We start from the raw sequence: 18692 nt of genomic DNA, 5'->3' as shown, positions 1-18692 counted from the left end.
TTTAACAATTGCCTAACCCCACCTTGGGCTGATCTTCAGTCCCCCAGGATTACAGTTTTACTTATTAGCCTAGGGTTGCCTTAATAACTTCGTCGGTGACAGCATCACTGATAGTTACTTGCCCGATCGCCGTGGGGAGAATGAAACGAACCTTGCCCGCTTTGACTTTTTTGTCGTGTAGTAAACTCGCTAGCAAGTTCTCCACCGCCAGGGTTGGGGGCATCTCCGTGGGTAATTTAGTTTTAAGCAATAATTGCCGTTGGCGATCGCCGAGGGATTGGTCACAAAGTCCTAGGTAATGGGCAATTTTGGCCGCCGCTTCCATGCCAATGGCCACTGCTTCCCCGTGGTTAATCACTCCATAGCCCGTTAGACTTTCCACCCCATGGCCGACAGTATGACCGTAGTTGAGGATGGCCCGTAATCCCGCTTCCTTTTCGTCTTGGCTGACCACATCCACTTTAGCTTGGCAGGAACGTTGGATGATTTTGGTTAATAATTCGTCCGGCAGGCGATCGATGCTAGACAAATCTTCCGCTTCTTCTAGGGCTGTGAATAATTCTGAATCCCAAATCACTCCGTATTTAATTACCTCCGCCATCCCTGCCCGAAATTCCCGTTCCGGTAGGGTTTTTAACACAACGGGGTCAATATACACCAAGCGCGGCTGGTAAAAAGCACCAATTAAATTTTTGCCCTGGGGATGGTTCACCCCCGTTTTGCCGCCAATGGAAGCATCCACCATGGCTAGCAAGGAAGTGGGTACCTGAACAAAATTAATGCCCCGGAGCCAAGTGGCCGCCCCAAACCCCGTCATATCACCGATGACACCTCCCCCCAGGGACAGCAGGGTGGAATTCCGCTCCAAATTGGCCTGGAAAGCGACATCGTAAAGCTCATTAATGGAAGCCAGGGTTTTATGGGTTTCCCCAGCGGGAATTAAATGCTGAAAAACTTCATAGCCAGCCCTTTGTAAGGCTTGGATCACTACTTCGCCGTAGTAGTCATAAATTTCCGGATTGGACACCACCATAATTTTTTTGCCCAAACCAAGGGGAGCTAAATGGTCGGCAATTGCCGCTAATCCTCCCGGCACAATCTGTACTTGATAGGGGGACTGGGGCAGGGGAACGGGGATAGTGGTGGCCATAAGTTGCTGGTTCAATCGGTGGCGCTGGATCGTACAATAGCAAACAATTACAACGTTTTTATCAAAGCGAGGAACAAAATTATGGCCGCTGGTGTAGGCATTTTTATTGGTTATATTGCTGTTTTTACCGGGGTCACCCTTGGTCTGCTTTACGGTCTGCGGTTTGTCAAGCTGATCTAACCCATCTTCAGGTTAACTGAGAACTGGTCTGGGTTGGGTTGCCAGGCTTTTCCCCAGGGCTGACCGAATTCTGCTTCAAACCATTGCCGGAATTTGGCACCTTAACCAGTTCTTGGGGGCAAAAACTAGTCAATTAGCAACGTTAATCAAGCACTAACTAATCCCTAAGGCTGAACTTTTACTTTAAAAACTTTAAAAAAATCCATTAAGCAAAATATTTAGGCACCATTATGTTTCCCACCATCCGTCCCCGTCGCCTGCGCCAAACTGATGTTCTTCGCCGCATGGTCAGGGAAAATACCCTCACCGTCAATGATTTGATCTATCCCTTGTTTGCCGTTCCTGGTAATGCCATTGCCAAGGAAGTAGTTTCCATGCCTGGAGTGTACCAACTGTCGGTGGATAAAATTGTTGACGAAGCTAAAGAAGTACGGGATTTAGGCATTCCGGCCATTATTCTGTTTGGTATTCCCGAAGATAAGGATACCGATGCCACGGGAGCTTGGCATGATTGCGGCATTGTCCAAAAGGCGACGGAAGCGGTGAAAAAAGCGGTGCCAGATTTGGTGGTAATTGTCGATACCTGTTTGTGTGAATATACCAACCATGGCCACTGTGGCTATCTGGAAACGGGGGATTTGACCGGCCGGGTATTGAACGACCCCACCTTGGAATTGTTGAAAAAAACCGCTGTTTCCCAAGCTAATGCTGGGGCAGATGTCATTGCTCCCTCGGGGATGATGGATGGTTTTGTCCAGGCGATTCGGGAAGCCTTGGATGACCATGATTTCCAAAATATTCCCATTCTGTCCTACGCGGCTAAGTATGCTTCGGCCTATTACGGCCCCTTCCGGGATGCGGCGGATTCCTCTCCCCAATTCGGCGATCGCCGGACCTACCAAATGGATCCAGGCAATAGTCGGGAAGCGTTGAAAGAAGTGGAGTTGGATTTGCTAGAGGGGGCGGATATGGTGATGGTCAAACCGGCTTTGTCCTATATGGATATTATTTGGCGCATTAAGGAAATGACCAATTTACCAGTGGCGGCCTATAACGTGTCTGGGGAGTATTCCATGGTGAAGGCGGCCGCCCTAAACGGTTGGATTGACGAACAAAAAGTTACCCTGGAAACCCTCACCAGCTTTAAACGGGCCGGGGCAGATTTGATTTTGACCTACCATGCTAAGGATGCGGCCCGCTGGCTACAGGACTAGGGCCATAATCTCGGCAATAGATTGGTCCGAATTTCAGAGAGCTTGGCTATGGATGGGGCGGACGAGGAAAAAGGAAAGCGATGCTTGAAGCACCTTTGTTAAGTATTTGTATTCCTGCCTATAACCGCCCTAACTGGCTCCAGCGGGGTTTGGAGTCTATCGCCGTGGGTGAAGGGAGTGATATAGAAATAGTAATTACCGATGATTCCGACACTGATCAGGGCCAGGCGATCGCCAGTGAGGTGTTAAAAAATTGGTCGGGATCTTGGTGCTATGAACACCATCAACAACCGTTGGGCATGGCCCAGAACTGGAACCGGGCTATTCAATGGGCAACGGGGCAATATGTGATGGTTCTCCACGACGATGACTTTTTTTTGCCCCAGGGATTAGGTCTGCTGGTCAATAAGTTGCGGCAGTTGGGGAGCTCATCCCCAGTTTTATTATTTGGAGTCCGGGTGGTGGATGCCCAAGAACGGGTCGTGAAACGGCAAGGGTTTAGACAAGATAAACTTTTGCCCCCCCACGATGCATTAATACGGCTTTTTTCAGATTCTTCGTTTGTCCGTTTCCCGGCCATGGTAATTAGACGGGACTTATTCACGGAGGTGGGTTATTTCAATCCGGACTGGCGGGAACCCTGTGATCTGGAAATGTGGATGCGGCTGTTTGCCCGGTATGGAGTGTATTGCTGTCGGGAAGCCACGGTGGCCTATCGGGTACATGGCCAAGCACTCACCATGGGGTCATTTCATGGAGAAACGGTGAATATTTTGCTGAGGTTGTTTGGGGAATTGGAGAAGTTAAATATTTTGACGACAAGGGATATCGAGTTTTGCAAAGGATTATTCTTTCATCAATATATTTTGGCGGGGGCGTGGCGACAATTGCGGCGGCGGCGCTGGCGGGAGTTTAAACAGGTGATGGGATTGTTTGATTTACCGGAGTTGAAGTCGTTGTCCTGTCCAGTTAAATGGCGATTTTTGAGAGGGTTGTTTTCTTTGACGTAGTACCAATTTTTCAATGGGAGTAAATGACTTTTTCAATTGTTAAGGTAGCCAGTCGGGATCGAGGATTTGTTCTAGGATATAGGGACAAGCCAATGGAAATATTTCAGGGGACAATTTTGATTTGCGAATGGCACTTTTGCGGGCTTTTTGATAATCCTTCTCCAGAATTGTCGTGAGATGATTAAAGAGGACTTTGGACTCTAGCAGTAGATCTAGTTCTAAGCGAAAGTTATCAATTTCTTTTTCCCAACCTTTCCCTGACCATTCTTTTTCAGAGTGCCAATATTGATAAAGTAGTAAATGAATCAGTAGTCGGAGTAAATAACTTTCGACTTTGTGGCGTTGTTCCCGTCCCAATGCTTCTATTTCCTCAGTTAAATTGTCCCAGTCAAGCTGTTCGATGTCATGGTTTTTAAGTTGGTTAAGGGTAGTATCTAACCAAGCGACATAATCGTCTTCATAAAGGCTTGGGACAGAAGGGTTAGAAATCATCGTTTTTAGGAAATTAGTTATTGGTTGTTGTTACAGCATTTGGGCTGAATTTGGGTGATTCCAGTTAAGTTGGTTTTGTTATATGGTGATGCCTAGCCTTAGTCTTAGTTTAGTGTAGCTTTTTTACCGAAAACCCCCCATCAGTAGGTCTATTTCCATTCTGGGCTGGGTAGGAACGGGCTAGGGCAACCAAGTTTTGCCGAGTTTGTCGATCGCCGAGGGTAAAAGCTGAGGCAGATGGAAATTCATTATTTTGAGACGGTGGACTACCAAGCTTTAGGGCGGAATTTAGCATCATTTAAAATCATCAGATCGTCGCCAGATTGGGCAATAACAAAGAGTCCTTTACGGTAGGCGTAACTGGCAATCTGGTTGGGCACTACCATGGCGGCGACGGCTCCTAGTATTTTGAGAGGTTGATAGCGGGGTAGGAGTCGTTTAAATTTACTCATTCGTTCTAGGTGTTCATCTACATCTTCCTTGTCTAGTTTACTTTTCACTTCGATGGCGATCGCCTCATTGCCATTAACTACTAACAGATCAATTTCTAGCCCTTGACCATTTTTTTGAACGGATAGGTCGGTGGAAATTTCATGAACGTCAATGCCCCGTTCCCGGAACAGTCTAACGGCGGCAGGTCGCACTTGGTATTCGACAAACTCTCCCAAGCGGTTACCAAGTTGGCCAAGTAGGCGTTGGCTTTGTTCTTTTAAGAGTCGTTCAGTTTCTTGGAAACGACGATCCGCTTCTTGGGACTGTTCTTTGAGGAGGCGTTCGGTTTCTTTTTGGGCCTGGGCAAGTTCGCCGAGGAGTTGCCAGACTTCTTGGGGGGTGGTGGCCATGAGACGGGAAACGAGAGAGCAGTTCTATCTTAATCTTGGGACAGGGAGAGTTAATTGGAGCTAGGGTAGCCAGGTTTTACTGAGTTTGCTGATCGCCAATGCTAAAAGGTCTAGGTTTTAAGTTTTTTTGATCAGGCTACATTGGAGCTAATGTCATCAGGAAGAAAGGATAAAACATCTAAATACCACCACCATTGATGGGGGGAAATCTCATGCTCATTTCGATAGTTAGATAAATCAATAAAGCGAGAAATTTTTTGATAAGTAGTTGCCATGTTAATTAACATTTTTTATCTGCTTCTCGTAATTTTCTTTTTTCTCGTAGGCTAAATATGTTAACAATTTCTCCAATTTGATCCCGAATATTTAATAGCTCTAGGTGTTCAGCACCACTGACGTTAGGATAGTCCAGACTAGCGATGTAAATTCCAATAGCTCATTCATGATAATAGTTCTCCTAATTTGCCTAGGTCAGCAAAGACCGGATTGCTAAAATAATCGGACGGATTACTAGGAGGGAATGCGGTTTCTATTATTCTCTCTGATGTTAACATCAGGAGCCATAATCGATGTAGTTCTATGTTTAATTATGGGCCAGACAAGGTTAATTGGGGCTAGGGTAGCCAAGTTTTGCCGATTTCTTTGATTAAGCTTTTGATGCGGTGGAGATAGAATAGGGATTTGTAGTAGGGGGTATCACAAAGTTAGTTTTTGATCGAGAAGTAAAAAAATCACTTTTAATGAGGACAATAAACAACGCTTATGTAGATATATAATTATGCCCTTAATACCAAATAACTCGATATAACCCTTCATTTCTGTTTTCCAGTAAAATTGAGATGTAGGAGTAAATAGCTCTTGAAAACGGTTAAACTGGCTGGACTTTTTTGACAAGCCATTATAATGGTATTCGCATAACGCCACTATATCATTACATAAAAAAAGTTTATAGCCTTCTTTTTTGATTCGATTAGTGTAAACAAAATCTCCAAAATGATGAGGAAATCGTTTTGCATCAGGAAAGCCAACTTTATCAACAATATTACGAGGAATTGCCAGCAAATTACCATTTAAAGCGTCGCAATCAGTCATGCTATTAAAAGTATGGAAAATTTTCACGACTTGTAATTTATTATTATTTGTAAGGATTCCGCCATAGCTTGGTTCTTTGCTTTTTGGATCAAGGCATTGAACGCCAATAACTGAATTAGGATTTTCGTCGATTTTTTTTAGTAATTTAGAAATAGTTCCCATTTGAGGATAACAATCATCATTGAGCAAGATAAATAATTCACCACCCTGTTCGTAGGCGTATTTCATTCCCATCTTGACTGCTCCTGTCCACCATAAATTACCATCTCCTTCTAAAACAATTACCTGTGGAAACTGAGCGTTAACAGCTTCTCTTGTGCCATCGGTTGAGTCGTCATCAACAACAACAATCCTATACTGATCTAAATCCTCGTTAAGCTTTAGAGTTGTCAAGCATTGTAATGTAACTTCTCGACGATTATGAACTGGAATGATAATATAAATAGACTTAGTATTTTGCATGAAAAACATGAATTAATAATATTCTTTGTCTTCAATTGAGAAGTTTACGCTAGGTATCTTGGGAATCTACTAATTCTTTGTATTAAGATAAATGTGGAAATTCAATTAGTTTTTCTGAATTACAAGTCTATGAAATCTGTAAGCGACAATCGAGGAAAAATTTCTAGCTTTCCACCTTCTGTCGCATTGTAAATTGCTCGATTATTGTGTTCAAAATGAAACTTAGCCATAGTATATCCTACTTCACTTCCTAAGAGGTCTGGCAAGTGCCACTGAACACCATTTGCAAAATATTTAGGGTCAAAATGATTGGGGTCTTCTTGCTCCGTAGTGACTTGTTCATTAGGTAAACCTGTCATTCTAAATGAGTGATCGCATCCAATAAGAGCAACTTTTGAAAATCCAAAATAAAATGCCAACTGCATAGCGACAAAGGTTACAGTTGATCCATGAAATAAGCTGATTGAACAATCTTGAGCAAATTTAATTTGTTCTGTTGAGTGAAGGAAAATAATGTTTTCTCTAGGTTTAATCAGGGATGTGTGCTTACTGTTGATGAAAAGGGGGATTGTGGTGTTGTTATAAAAACTTGCATTTTGCTCGATTACCAAGGGGTTTACCGCAACAATACAAGATGGGCGAAAATCAGATTTATCAAAAAGTAAGTTGATTTTGTTTAGACCAAAAGTATAAATATTTTTAAGCAATGAAAAATCTGTTTGTAACAAGCTGGGGCCATTACAAACAATGACAGCTTTTTGACCTACATATTGATTTTCATACTGCTTAAGTCTGTGGCGTGATCGCCATGATTCAGGAGTCAGATCCCATTTAAGTCTGCGCCAAATTTCTGCTAAACCATACCGATAAGGATTAGCGTCTGGCAAACGCTCTACGGTTGTGTTTTTCGTCATGGAATTGAGCTCGGAAACAAGTTACTCGGTGCTGAGGCGTGCGATCGCCCCGCCGTCAATAGTTATAGTTTGCCCAGTCATGAAGCTAGATTGCTCATTGTCCGCTAAAAAGGCGATCGCCTGAGCGATTTCAGACGGTTGCCCGACACGACCCATCACAGTTTTAGACCCTAATTCTTGGAGTTGATGCTGGGGGGATTGTTCCACCAAATGACCACGACTCAAACCCTCCCTCAGCATGGGGGTATTTACGGCCCCCGGTAATAGGGCATTAACTCGAATCTGATCAGCGGCCCATTCGATCGCCATGGCTCGGGTCAAGGCAATTAACCCACCTTTAGAGGCGGCATAGGAAGCAATATTGGCGGAGGTCGCCAGCGCATGAACTGAACTAATGTTAACGATACTCCCGTGGGTTTGTTGGAGATATGGGTGAGACATTTTTGCCAAAAGAAACGCGGCCCGGAGATTAACCGCCATTACTTGATCCCAATCGTCTAGGGAGGTTTCGAGAATTGGCTGACAAATTTGCAGGGCGACATTATTAATCAAACTATGGAGATTTTGGGTTTCCCCGACCAAATTGTCAAAGGCAGCCGCAAGGGCTTTAGGATCGCCGCAATCAGCTTGTTGATAGTGGTCAATATAAGGGCATTTTGGGTCAGCTTGACGATCAATTCCCGTCACGAGCCAACCTTGTTGGGCAAAAAGTTCGGCTGTCGCCTGACCGATCCCCCCAGCAATACCGGTGATAAGAACAACTGGTTTCATGGTTAGTCTCCCGATGTTGCTCGTTGTAAGTCCCGCACCAAATTATCAATGGCCAACTGATTCACCTTGAGAACTGCCTCTCGGGTATTAGAACCATTATGAGATCCCAGAATTACCTGGGGCAGTTGGGTTAAGGGACTGTCGGCCGCCAAGGGTTCTTGCTCAAACACGTCTAGGGCTGCCTTAGCGACTTTTCCAGTTTGCAATGTTTCTATGAGTGCTGCTTGATCCACTAATCCTCCCCTGGCAACGTTAATGAGCCAAACGCCGGGTTTCATCTGGTCAAAGGTATCTGCATTCAGGAGGTGAAAGTTATCTGGGGTAAGATTACAGGCTAAAAACAAACAATCCGCCTGTTGTAATACATCTTGCAGCGGTACAGGATGCAATCCAGTTTGCTCACAGAAGTCGGCGCTAATGGGATGTGGGTCATAGCCTAACAATTTCAGCCCCATACTTTGTAAACGAACGGCGATCGCCTGACCAATACTGCCTACCCCGATAATGCCGGCTGTTTTACCCCGGAGGGAGTGGCCGCGAATCTTCAACCATTCCCCTTGCCGAACGGCTTGATCAATGCAGTGCAATTCCCTTGCCAAGAGAATTAGGTAACCGATCGCCACGTCGGCCACTTCATCACCAAAGACATTGGGGGTATTGGATGTCAAAATTCCCAACTGTTTTGCGGCGGCTAAATCGATAGCATCAACGCCAATGCCCCATTTGGCCAGTGCTTTTAGTTTGCCTTGTTTGCCGATAGTTAACACTCTTGCGGTAAAGGGATCATCCCCGGCGATTACCCCATCAAAATCGGCAATTTGTTCACAGAGTTCAGCTTCGGATAACTGTTGGGTAATGGTTGGGGCAACCACGTCTAACTGTTCTTGCTCGAATCGGGTTTGACAATGCTCTAGGGTATGGAGCATGGGGGGACAGGTTACTAAAACTTTCCATTTCATGATTTTTCTTGTTGGTAAAAATACATCATTTCGGCAATGCGGAAGTCCACTTCTTCATCAATATCCCAGGCTTCATCCCGGTCAATTTCAAACAGAATGGGATGATTGCCAATGCGGTTTTGTCGTTGGGTAAAGACGTCTTTGGTAAATAAATAAAGGTTGGAATTTTCTTCGTAAATTGGGGGTAAGTCTTGGGTTCTTAGCAAAATGTCGGGGTCATGGTTAACGGCATTACCATTGGCGTCGTAGAGGCGAGTTTGCAGACGGGTAACGCCAAATAAACTGTCATATTGGGGAGAATTCAATAATTGCTGAATGGCTTGGCTGATGGTGCTGGATTTCAGCAAAGGATTGGTGCTGTGGGTTTGTAGATATAAATCGGCGTCAATCTGTGCAAGGGTGTTAGCCAAAACCGCATTCATGGAGGTCATGCCTGAGCGTAGAGGTTCAGGACGCACTAAGCACTGCACTTTGGGAAACTGTTGGGGGGCATCGTCGAGGATAAAGGGGCTGTCAGTGTCAATACAGACCTGTTCGATTTCAGGGCAGTCGAGTAGTGCTTGAACAATGTGATGGTAAAGGGGTTTGCCGCCAAAAGAACGATAGTTTTTGCCGATGACTCGCTCACTGTCATGGCGCATGGGAACAAGGGCCGCAATTTTTACAGAGTTCATTGAGTCTGACAAATTAGTTAGAGACTGTCTTTAAAATTACCCTAGCAGGAGCGCCTTCTAAGCCTTGGAGCTTAATTGGTAAACAAATGAGTTCATACTCTCCAGGCTGGACAGCGTAGAGGTTTAATTCCTCAATAATAATCACTTCTGCCCCCAGTAGGATTTGGTGAGTGGTGGCGTCATCGCGGAAGCGTTGGACGGATAGGTAGTCGATGCCAATTAATTTTATTCCCTGCTCAACGACCCATTGAGCGGCCTGAGCGGTGAGGGCGACAAAGTTGGGGTCAAATTCGGATTGATTCTGCTGCCAGTGCAGGGAGTTGCGGGTGCGGATGAGCAGGCGCTGGGTTCTATCTGGAATGGGGGCTTGGGCGAGATGGTGGGGTTCAATGGCATCGACGTGGCTGAGGTCAATGACGGTGACGGGGCCAAGGAGGGTTTCGAGGGGCAGGGTTTCAACGGTTTTACCGCCCTGGAGAAAATGACTGGGGGCATCCACATGGGTTCCGGTGTGAACGCTCATGTGAATAGTAGTGTCGGTGGCAATATCGCCGTTGGCAAGGTCTAGTTCTGGCTGAAATTCGATGGCGGGACTGCCTGGCCAGCGGGGAAGCTGCGGATGAACGGCGACGGAAATATCAATTAGGTGGTAAGCAGTCATTGATGGGGGGAAGGAGGAGAGGGGTCAGGCACTAGCTGGGTATCGCTTTGGGCGTAGTTGATTTTGAGTGCGTCTTTGCTGGGGACGTTGGGGGTGATGGTGTTGATGGGGCGGGGATAATAGAAGGTTTGGCGCAGTTGCTGATTGAGGGAATTGTTTTGGTGATAGCCCTGATAGGTTCCCCAGAATTGCATGAGCCGGAATTGGGGAATGGCCCATAGTTGGGTCATTAGTTGTTGGCTTTGCCAAGCGTAATAGTAATCGCTCAGGGTATTACTGACAGTAAGGCGCACAAAATCCCCTAGGCTGAAGGTTTGTTCTGGAAAAATTTGTTTTAAGGCGATCGCCTCTCGACGGTAGCGGTTTCTGACCCGTTGAGGGGTTTCTTGGTGGACATGGATAATTTCGGCGTCGGGGACGTAGGCGATTTGATAACCGGCTTGCATAAGACGTTTGGCCCAGTCCAGGTCTTCTAGGCCGGTCAGGTCTTCGTTGTAGGGATATTTTTGCCACAGGTCACGGCGAATGGCGGCATTGGCGTTGTTACAAAAGGGAGTGGTTTGGGGAATCTGAGCTTGGTCGGGGAACCACTGGGCAAAGATTTGATGTTCGGAAAATTGGGTTTGGTTGTTGCCCCGTTGTTTGCCGTAGCTGAGGGCAATCTGGGGATTGGTTTGCAGGGGGGCAATCAGTTGTTTAAGCCAGTCTTGGTAAACGGGATAGACGTGGGCACTGGCAAAAACTAGATATTCACCGCTAGCTTGTTGGCATCCGAGATTGAGGGAGCGCCCAAAGGAAAAGTTTTGGGGGTCGATGCTGATGAGTTGAATGGGATAGCGTTGGGCAATGCTGACGGTGGCGTCGGTTGAGCCGGAGTCCACGATAATAATTTCGTAGTCGATGCCCTGTTGCTGCATAACGCCGCTGAGCAAGCGGCCAATGTGTTTTTCTTCGTTGTAACAACGAATAATTAGGGAGACAAGGGGCATTCTGGTGTGAAAAGAGTGAATAATTTAGAGAATAATTCAATAATTGACTAGATTGATTTAAACCCTGATTTTAATTTCTGATAGAGAGCATGAACTCCAGGCAATTTTTTAAAGATTTGCTTTAGTTTTTCCCAACGGTCTTGATGTTTCGATTTTTCTAGATATTGGGCTAACGTTTGCTCGAATTTTGATTCGTTCCCCTGGGTAATAAAGATCAGATTCCCCCAGGCTGGTTCATGGTTAAGGGGATAACGGACACATTGTAGCCAACGATGAGGCTCGCTAGTCTGTCCGGAGCGTCCATACTCTTTGATAACATCCCATTCCGAAATGTAGGTGATGTAACCACGCTCTGTCATGTAGTTGACCATATCGTGGTGAGTGTAGCTAAAGTTTGGCTGGGATCGGTTGTCCATAAACTCGACCATAACGACTTCTGGATGATATTTCTTCCAGTCAAAGCCTTGCAGAGCAAAAAAATCAGCTCCTTCAATATCAATCTTTAGAAAAGTAACTTGGTCTATTTTTAAGGCATTTAACGCATCGTCTAAACGGATTGTTTCTACCTCGTAGGCAAATTTATGGGTTGGATGAAAGGGTTTAAGGGTATGGATGCCAAAGTGTTCTTGACTGGTATAAAAGGGGACTTTATCACCGGTAACATTAGAGACGGCTTTTGGGATACAGGTGACATTATCAAAGCCTGATAGATTTTTATCAAAGACTTGTCGGTTTTTTGTTTCAGGCTCAAACGCAATGATTTTCCAGTTTTTTTGGGCAAATAACTGGGACACTCCCCCCTGATGGCTTCCGACATCAATTAAGACGGGTCTAAGAGCGGGAAAGGGATAGATAGAAACAAGATGATGTTCAGAAAAACTCATAAAACGATTAACCTAGTTTGTTTCGGGCGATTTGACAAAGTGATTTATGAAATCTTTCCCTAATCACTTCAGCGTTGAAGTCGGCAAAAGCTAATCTTTGTCCCATTTTACCTTGATGTTCTCTTAGTTTCTGATCTTTAATGATACGTAAAAAAAAATTCGTTAGTTCTTTCTGATTATTTTCAGTAACAATGAATCCAAAGTCATTCTTTTTAGCATATTCTATATTAGGATTATTATTTGGCCCATACAGTAAAATTGGCGTACCAGATGCCATATATTCGGGCAACTTTGATTGGAACGAGTATTGAGTATAGATAATACTTTTGACGTCAAAATTCAGTGGCAATAATAGCAAATCTGCATTTGCTAGGATATTGGGCTTAAGTTCAGGGGGAAAAAATCCTCCATATTTAATTACATTTGGTATGGCAAGTTTTTGATCAATAATTTCTTGATATATGGAAGGAGCATAAATAGTTAATGTAATTTGATAACCTTTTGTGTTAAGCGATAGGATAACGTCTTTTATATCAATTAAGCTTCCTAGTTCTTTATCCTCGGTTACCGAACCAGTATAAACTACTTGTAAGTTATCAGAAGGTTTATCTGTCTTGCCTTGATTTATAAAATTGTCTATTTCTATACAGTTATGAAATGTAACGAATGGCCTTTTATAACGTTCTTCAAATGCTTTGCACATTTGCTCTGAAATTCCAATATTGAGACTAGAATTTTCTATTAATCTTTTGAGTTGTTTCTGTAGTGCTGGTTTTCGGATAAAATTGTCGATTATTCCGCTTCTTTGCCCATAGCGTGCTGGCCAATCATCCATAATATGAATGGCATAAGGTATATTTTGGTTTCTTGAAATTTGGTAGGGTAAACGCCAATAAAAATAAGGTGTATCTAAGGGACGCGCATATATAATTTCCGGATTAAAATTTTTTATCCATTTTAAGATAGGACTAGGATTAGCAAGCCACCCCCCCAAAGTTAAAGAATTACCACTAAGCAAATCAGAAATTCGTTGAAGAGGCTTGTTAAGCTCCTCCAAAGTAAGCTTTTCAGGAATTAAAGATTTAGATACTATATGTAAATAGTTCTGACAAATTTTATGATCAATATATTTGTCATTCTCATGGCTATAAATCTGTGCAATTTTGTCTAGCGGCCAACCTCGAAAAAGGTTACTAGTTGTTATACCGCTAGCATTAATATGATTAAAAGGAACTGGATTAATAATTAAAATCCTAGGATATTTCATGTCCACTAAATATAACGCTGATGATGATTTTTAATTTTTTGGTTTCGCCATGGAAAGTGCCTGTTCAAAGCTAATTTTGTCGAAAATATTAAGTTTTCCTTCTAAGGTTGCATCATAAATTTTTCTGCTATCTCGCTTGAAATGAAAATTTGCAAGGTGAAAGGCTAGTTCGGAGGCTTCCAAGTCAGGCAAATTCCATTCTTGGTTACTAAAATATCGGGAATCAAAATGATTTGGGTCTTCGGAATTTAAAATTTGCTTTTCATTAGGATTCATTAGGATTTCCTGAATATTTAAAGTTGTGATCTACTCCGATCAAAAAGACTCTTTTGAACCCCATATAGTAGGCAAGCTGCATGGCAACATAAGTTACAGTATTTCCTTCACATATTTTTTGGGTAATATCTGTTTGAAACATATAAGGTCTTCCCGTTGTAGCTAAACGATAAATATTCTCTTTGAAGGGTATAATATCTTTTGATTTTGTAAATTCAAGAAAGCAAGGACAACGAAAATTCTGAATTTCATTTTGACATTGTTCGATGACCAAACGATTAACTGTTACATAATAACTTAAACTTAAATCAACTCGCTCAAAAATCAAGTAAATCTTATTGAGTCCGAAGGTATAATATTGATTTAGTTTTGCCAAATCCATTTTATTGAGAGAGGGACCATTCCCAATAATAAAACAATCCTCTCCCTGATGAATGTTTTTAAAAGAAGCCAGTTTAAGGGCATATTTTAGATACCATAAATAAAATTTAACTTTGCTTTTTATAGACAAGAATAATTGTTTTGTGATTAGCATAGAAAGTAACAAGTTGATGCCTCCTTTAAAAAAAGACTTTTTTTAGATATTCAAAAATTTTTTGTTTTTTATTCTTTTTCCGCTCATTGAAATTGTAGTCTGATATTTCAATTTGATAGTTTATCCTGTATTTTTGATAAAATTGATTCAACTCAGGAATTAAAATTTCTTTAAGAAATGGCTGCAGGTCAAAATCGGGATTAAGAAAAACAGTATTATCATGTTGACGATAAAAACCTAAAGATTTTGGAATAGAATATACCATGTTAAATACACAAGCGGTTCTCATGATGTAGGAATCTGCTGCAATTATAAACTTGATAGGAATTGGAAATATCCTATCTAATATTTTTTTAGGAAATGATAGTCCTGATGTCGGTACGAAAAAATCGAGCTTCTTAACTTTTTTCATTTCAGCAAAACAATCACCACTGGGCAATATGTGCTTATAGGGACGAGTTTTTCCTTCATACCAAACATCTAAAACGTGCTGGAATATGGCATAGTCTTTATTAATAAAATAATGCCATCTTATAATAGTTTCTAGTTTCTCTGGTTTCCACCAATCATCACTATCTAAAAAGCAAATAATTTCGCCGTTTGCTTGCTCAAACCCGGCATTAAACGCAGAAGCTTGACCTCCATTGTTTTTTACAAGGGCTTTTATCCGAGAATCTGTATAGCTTGAAATAACGTCTCTTGAGTTATCTGTTGAGCCATCATCAACAATAATTAACTCAAAATTATAATATGTTTGACTTAACACACTCTCAATAGCTTGGTCAATAAATTGGTCATAATTATAGTTAGTTATTATGACTGATATCAATAATTCTTGTTGTTTTTCTTCGTTCATAATTCCGCCTGCCTTAGAAGATTCATTTCAGATATAGCGGTTTTGAATTTGTAATTGGCATTTTTTTGATTAATCCAATTTGAATAAGGAATCATATATTCAAAATACAGCATATAAGCATATCTTTCGGCGTAAATTAACTGTTGATTGCGTAGTTGCAAATTTTGACTCAAAAAGATTAAAAATTCTTTTGTATTTAAAGGTGTGTAAACGAACTCTGTATTGGCATAATGAGTATTACTACAAACTATTACAGGTTTTTCTTTTAAAGCCATTTCTAATCCAGTAGTAGAAGTATAAACCAATCCAATTTTTGCCAAATTCATTAAAGTATATGGACTCGCGTCATCTTGAGGTGATATCACAATAATATTACTAGGTAAAGTAGGGAATTTTGATTGAATAAAATCTTGAACTTTGTCTCGGGTTTGCTGCTGTGGAGATATCTTGATTTCAGCAGGATGGATTCTAATAATCAATTGGGTATCCTGATTTTTTATATAAAAATTAATTACTGTAGTTATCCATTCAAAAATATTAGAAAAAATCGTGTCTTCTAAAACAACAGAAGAATCCCAAATGACATTAGTAAATAGGACTACTATATCTTTAGTTAAATCAATTCCATACTTAAGACTAAGTTGCTTTTGATCTTCAGTCATGGTTGAATATAACGGAACAATTCCAGCATTACCAACCACTTTTCTTTGTTCTAGATACCCATACAATCGTTGTTTTTGTTCTTGGGTTAAAGGAATATCTTTTCGTTGTTGCCATTTTTCTAAGGTTGGATAAGGGATAGCCGCTTTATTTTTGGCAAATACCAGAGTTTCCTTAAACGTTCCCTTTTCATAGGAAATATAAGGAATATCTTTTTCGTGACAATGTTCTCTCAAAAGTTGTTCAGCAAAAAACTTGCCATTTAACATAATTACTTGATCTACTTTGTTATGTTCTAAATAATGGGTTAAAAATCGATCAATTGTTTGACAACTTTCTACTAGAGAATGACGCAGAGCAAATTCTTCTTGCTCTTGAGGATGTTGACTTCTTAACAATCTTACCCATGAACACCAAACAATTTTTTCATAGTCTCGGTATGGCAAACTATCAGATTGAACAGGATTTCTTTCTAAATATTCACGAATAGAAATATAATTCACTCCCACTCTTTGACAAAGTTTCTTTAATAGATAAGAGCAGTAACTACACTGATGTGTTAAGGGTTTTGTTTCTAAGGTTTGACCATACATCATATTATCACAAGTTCTTATGGCTTGATCACATCCTACAACTGTTACATTCCAACCTTGTGTTTGAAGTTCTTTGGCAAAAGCACTTTCCACTGCTGTATGAATTAGCCAATATCGCTGAGTAAATATGAGAACATGATTTGCATTTTTTTTCCATGATGGGTGTAAATATATTCCCTTAATTGAGCCTTGTTGCCAAGAAGTAAAATAGCGATAGTAAATATCATAACACCAAGGAGATAGCCTAATAAATTTATTAATTAGTCTAGTTTTTAAAGAGTAAAATTTGGCTTGTATTTTCTGCATGAACATGATCTTTCTTGTTTTGAGGGTTAACTGATAACTTTTTTAATCGAGTCTATAATTTGATAAAGATTTTCATTAGACAAGGTAACAAAACTAGGTAAACTTAACCCATTCTTGCTTAATGATTCAGCTACAGGTAATGACTGATGAGTGTTATAAATGGGCTGACGATGAATAGGAATAAACAAAGGTCTGGTTTCAATTCCTTTTTCTTGCAACCTCGACATTAATTGATCTCGATTTAATTCCAGTTTGTCCTGATTAATTAAAATCGTGTATAACCAAAAGACGCTTTCTGCCCAGGGTTGACGCGGAGGTAAAGTTAAGCCTTGAATTTGTAACAATTCTTGTTCATACAGTTGGGCAATGCGTCGTTTAGCCTCAGGTATTTTATTAATTCGCTCCATTTGAGCAACTCCTAAAGCTGCCTGAATATTAGTTATGCGGTAGTTATATCCTAAAATAGGATGCCAGTATCTTTGTTTTTTCGACATTCCATGGTCTTTGAGAATACGAATTTTTTGTGCTAATTCTTCGTCATCAGTAACTATCATGCCGCCTTCCCCTGTGGTTACAATTTTATTACCATAAAAGCTAAAAATCCCCAAATCTCCTAAGCTTCCAACGGTTTTTCCCTGATAAGTTGCGCCGTGAGCTTCTGCTGCATCTTCAATCACAGCTAAATGATAGCGTTGAGCAATATCGAGAATTTTGTCCATTTTCGCAGGATGTCCATAGAGATGAACGGGCATGATGGCTTTGGTGCGAGGAGTAATGGCAGCTTCAATTAAATCAGGGTTAATATTCCATGTTTCCCATTCACTATCCACAAAAATGGGTTTAGCTCCTGTGTAAGTAACTGCATTAGCCGTAGCGATAAAACTTAACGTTGGAACAATTACCTCATCACCGGCACCAATATTTAAGGCGAGGAGAGCCAAATGCAACGCGGCAGTACCACTGCTAACTGCTACTGCATATTTTGTTCCGCAAAATTCAGCAAATATAGTAGTTTCAAATAAAGCTGAGACGCTAAACGCCACAGTAAGAACGGATAATTTCATCAAGAGACGTGTCAATAGGAGCGTACATTCTAGCTCGTTTCAAGGCACTAAAGTCATGCTCAATATCATTTAAATCAGGAGAATATTTCGGCAAAAAAAGAACTTCATGACCTGCTTCTTTAGCCAATTCTTTAATGGCAGTTTTACGATGAATAGGAGCATTATCCATTATTAATATTGATGGAATGTCGAGGGAGGGTAGCAAATATAATTTTAACCATCCTTCAAAGCCTTCTGCATTCAAACTCCCGGTAAAAACCATCGGCGCAATCAAATCTTTTTTTCCTTTTCTTCTCCCTGCTACTAGATTTTCTCTGACTCCCCTTTTTCCTTGTCTATCTCCATAAACTTTTTTTCCTTTTTTTGACCAGGCATAAATACAAGCCTGGATTGCTTCGAATCCAGATTCATCTATGTAAACTATAGCTTGACTACCATAGAGCTTAATTAGTTCTCTTAACATTCTATAGTACTTAACTCGTTCCTCCCGGTTTCTTTCTCGATAACGTAGTTCTTTTTTTTTCTGTTTATTTTCATTTTCTTTAATGCGTAATATACGGCACTCGGCCTCACTCCAAATTTCTTGACTCTGTCTATCAATCTTGCATCGGGATTTTCTTCTACGTCTTTTTTTAGAGCTTCCCAGTCTAATTTCCTATGGCGACGCTCTACTTTTGTTGGGCTTAAATCTACTCTATTTAACCATCTGTATATCGAGGCTTTTCCTATTTTATATATCTTGGAAGCCTCAGTTATTTTTCCTCCAGCTTCTATATAAGCTACTACCCTTTGCCTCAAATCTAAACTGTAAGCCATTGTTTAAACCTGTTCATTTTGTACA

At 41.3% G+C, this 18692-nt stretch carries 22 protein-coding genes; 3 read left to right on the top strand and 19 right to left on the bottom strand.

Translation table 11 applies throughout. The features are described 5' to 3' along the window. Positions 1–64: 64 nt before the first annotated feature. Entirely contained in the window at positions 65–1150 is a 1086-nt protein-coding gene (gene aroB / locus C7I86_RS07755; protein ID WP_010872693.1) for a 3-dehydroquinate synthase, read from the bottom strand. An 81-nt stretch (positions 1151–1231) separates the two neighbouring features. Between aroB and C7I86_RS07750 the strand changes: the two genes are divergently transcribed. The 3 genes from C7I86_RS07750 to C7I86_RS07740 all read left to right on the top strand — a co-directional run bounded on the left by C7I86_RS07750 (position 1232) and on the right by C7I86_RS07740 (position 3554). Next, a complete protein-coding gene (locus tag C7I86_RS07750; RefSeq protein WP_010872692.1) occupies positions 1232–1330 on the top strand; it encodes a cytochrome b6 in 99 nt (32 codons plus the stop codon). 230 nt (positions 1331–1560) lie between these two features. Beyond that, the gene (hemB, locus tag C7I86_RS07745) at positions 1561–2544 is read left to right on the top strand and encodes a porphobilinogen synthase (protein ID WP_010872691.1); all 984 of its coding nucleotides are present in this window, start codon (positions 1561–1563) and stop codon (positions 2542–2544) included. An 80-nt stretch (positions 2545–2624) separates the two neighbouring features. Further along, positions 2625–3554 carry a glycosyltransferase family 2 protein gene (locus C7I86_RS07740; protein ID WP_010872690.1) on the top strand — a complete coding sequence of 310 codons (930 nt, stop codon included), beginning with the start codon at positions 2625–2627 and terminating at the stop codon, positions 3552–3554. A gap of 39 nt (positions 3555–3593) precedes the next feature. Here C7I86_RS07740 and C7I86_RS07735 read toward each other — a convergent pair whose 3' ends face one another. From C7I86_RS07735 to C7I86_RS19120, 18 genes are all read right to left on the bottom strand, one after another. After that, positions 3594–4046, bottom strand: a complete 453-nt coding sequence (locus C7I86_RS07735) for a DUF29 domain-containing protein (protein ID WP_010872689.1) — start codon at positions 4044–4046, stop codon at positions 3594–3596. A 266-nt stretch (positions 4047–4312) separates the two neighbouring features. After that, positions 4313–4888 (bottom strand): hypothetical protein, encoded by a 576-nt coding sequence (locus tag C7I86_RS07730; protein ID WP_010872688.1) that lies wholly within the window; start codon positions 4886–4888, stop codon positions 4313–4315. A gap of 696 nt (positions 4889–5584) precedes the next feature. Then, positions 5585–6442: a glycosyltransferase family 2 protein gene (locus C7I86_RS07725; RefSeq protein WP_020861766.1), complete on the bottom strand. Its 858-nt coding sequence runs from the start codon at positions 6440–6442 to the stop codon at positions 5585–5587. Positions 6443–6561: 119 nt separating this feature from the next. Further along, complete coding sequence (locus tag C7I86_RS07720) at positions 6562–7356, bottom strand: 6-hydroxymethylpterin diphosphokinase MptE-like protein (protein ID WP_010872686.1); 795 nt, start codon at positions 7354–7356, stop codon at positions 6562–6564. A gap of 21 nt (positions 7357–7377) precedes the next feature. Continuing rightward, on the bottom strand, positions 7378–8127 hold the full coding sequence (locus C7I86_RS07715) for an SDR family NAD(P)-dependent oxidoreductase (protein WP_010872685.1): 750 nt from the start codon (positions 8125–8127) through the stop codon (positions 7378–7380). A gap of 2 nt (positions 8128–8129) precedes the next feature. After that, on the bottom strand, positions 8130–9086 hold the full coding sequence (locus tag C7I86_RS07710; RefSeq protein ID WP_010872684.1) for a phosphoglycerate dehydrogenase: 957 nt from the start codon (positions 9084–9086) through the stop codon (positions 8130–8132). Then, positions 9083–9760, bottom strand: a complete 678-nt coding sequence (locus C7I86_RS07705; protein ID WP_010872683.1) for an acylneuraminate cytidylyltransferase family protein — start codon at positions 9758–9760, stop codon at positions 9083–9085. The genes C7I86_RS07710 and C7I86_RS07705 overlap by 4 nt, the downstream gene beginning before the upstream one ends. Before the next feature lie 13 nt (positions 9761–9773). Beyond that, positions 9774–10421: a cyclase family protein gene (locus C7I86_RS07700; RefSeq protein ID WP_010872682.1), complete on the bottom strand. Its 648-nt coding sequence runs from the start codon at positions 10419–10421 to the stop codon at positions 9774–9776. Then, positions 10418–11410: a glycosyltransferase gene (locus tag C7I86_RS07695; protein ID WP_010872681.1), complete on the bottom strand. Its 993-nt coding sequence runs from the start codon at positions 11408–11410 to the stop codon at positions 10418–10420. The genes C7I86_RS07700 and C7I86_RS07695 overlap by 4 nt, the downstream gene beginning before the upstream one ends. Before the next feature lie 47 nt (positions 11411–11457). Then, positions 11458–12294, bottom strand: a complete 837-nt coding sequence (locus C7I86_RS07690; protein ID WP_010872680.1) for an FkbM family methyltransferase — start codon at positions 12292–12294, stop codon at positions 11458–11460. A 7-nt stretch (positions 12295–12301) separates the two neighbouring features. Further along, positions 12302–13561, bottom strand: coding sequence for a glycosyltransferase (locus tag C7I86_RS07685; protein WP_199303574.1), 1260 nt, complete (start codon positions 13559–13561; stop codon positions 12302–12304). Positions 13562–13591: 30 nt separating this feature from the next. Continuing rightward, on the bottom strand, positions 13592–13837 hold the full coding sequence (locus C7I86_RS07680; RefSeq protein ID WP_020861764.1) for a hypothetical protein: 246 nt from the start codon (positions 13835–13837) through the stop codon (positions 13592–13594). Continuing rightward, positions 13827–14384 carry a 6-hydroxymethylpterin diphosphokinase MptE-like protein gene (locus C7I86_RS07675; protein ID WP_020861763.1) on the bottom strand — a complete coding sequence of 186 codons (558 nt, stop codon included), beginning with the start codon at positions 14382–14384 and terminating at the stop codon, positions 13827–13829. The genes C7I86_RS07680 and C7I86_RS07675 overlap by 11 nt, the downstream gene beginning before the upstream one ends. Before the next feature lie 13 nt (positions 14385–14397). Continuing rightward, positions 14398–15228 carry a glycosyltransferase family 2 protein gene (locus tag C7I86_RS07670; protein ID WP_010872677.1) on the bottom strand — a complete coding sequence of 277 codons (831 nt, stop codon included), beginning with the start codon at positions 15226–15228 and terminating at the stop codon, positions 14398–14400. Next, on the bottom strand, positions 15225–16787 hold the full coding sequence (locus C7I86_RS07665) for a beta-3-deoxy-D-manno-oct-2-ulosonic acid transferase (RefSeq protein WP_020861762.1): 1563 nt from the start codon (positions 16785–16787) through the stop codon (positions 15225–15227). The genes C7I86_RS07670 and C7I86_RS07665 overlap by 4 nt, the downstream gene beginning before the upstream one ends. A 26-nt stretch (positions 16788–16813) precedes the next feature. Continuing rightward, entirely contained in the window at positions 16814–17851 is a 1038-nt protein-coding gene (locus C7I86_RS07660) for a DegT/DnrJ/EryC1/StrS aminotransferase family protein (protein WP_010872675.1), read from the bottom strand. Then, positions 17820–18398 (bottom strand): IS630 family transposase, encoded by a 579-nt coding sequence (locus C7I86_RS07655; protein WP_223211245.1) that lies wholly within the window; start codon positions 18396–18398, stop codon positions 17820–17822. Before C7I86_RS07655 ends, C7I86_RS07660 begins: the two co-directional genes overlap by 32 nt. Then, positions 18308–18667, bottom strand: a complete 360-nt coding sequence (locus C7I86_RS19120; protein WP_010872674.1) for an IS630 transposase-related protein — start codon at positions 18665–18667, stop codon at positions 18308–18310. The genes C7I86_RS07655 and C7I86_RS19120 overlap by 91 nt, the downstream gene beginning before the upstream one ends. Positions 18668–18692: the final 25 nt, after the last annotated feature.

The organism is Synechocystis sp. IPPAS B-1465 (genome assembly GCF_003015225.1).
In the GTDB taxonomy this organism is placed as follows: domain Bacteria; phylum Cyanobacteriota; class Cyanobacteriia; order Cyanobacteriales; family Microcystaceae; genus Synechocystis.
This window is presented reverse-complemented; position numbering and strand designations above follow the sequence as displayed.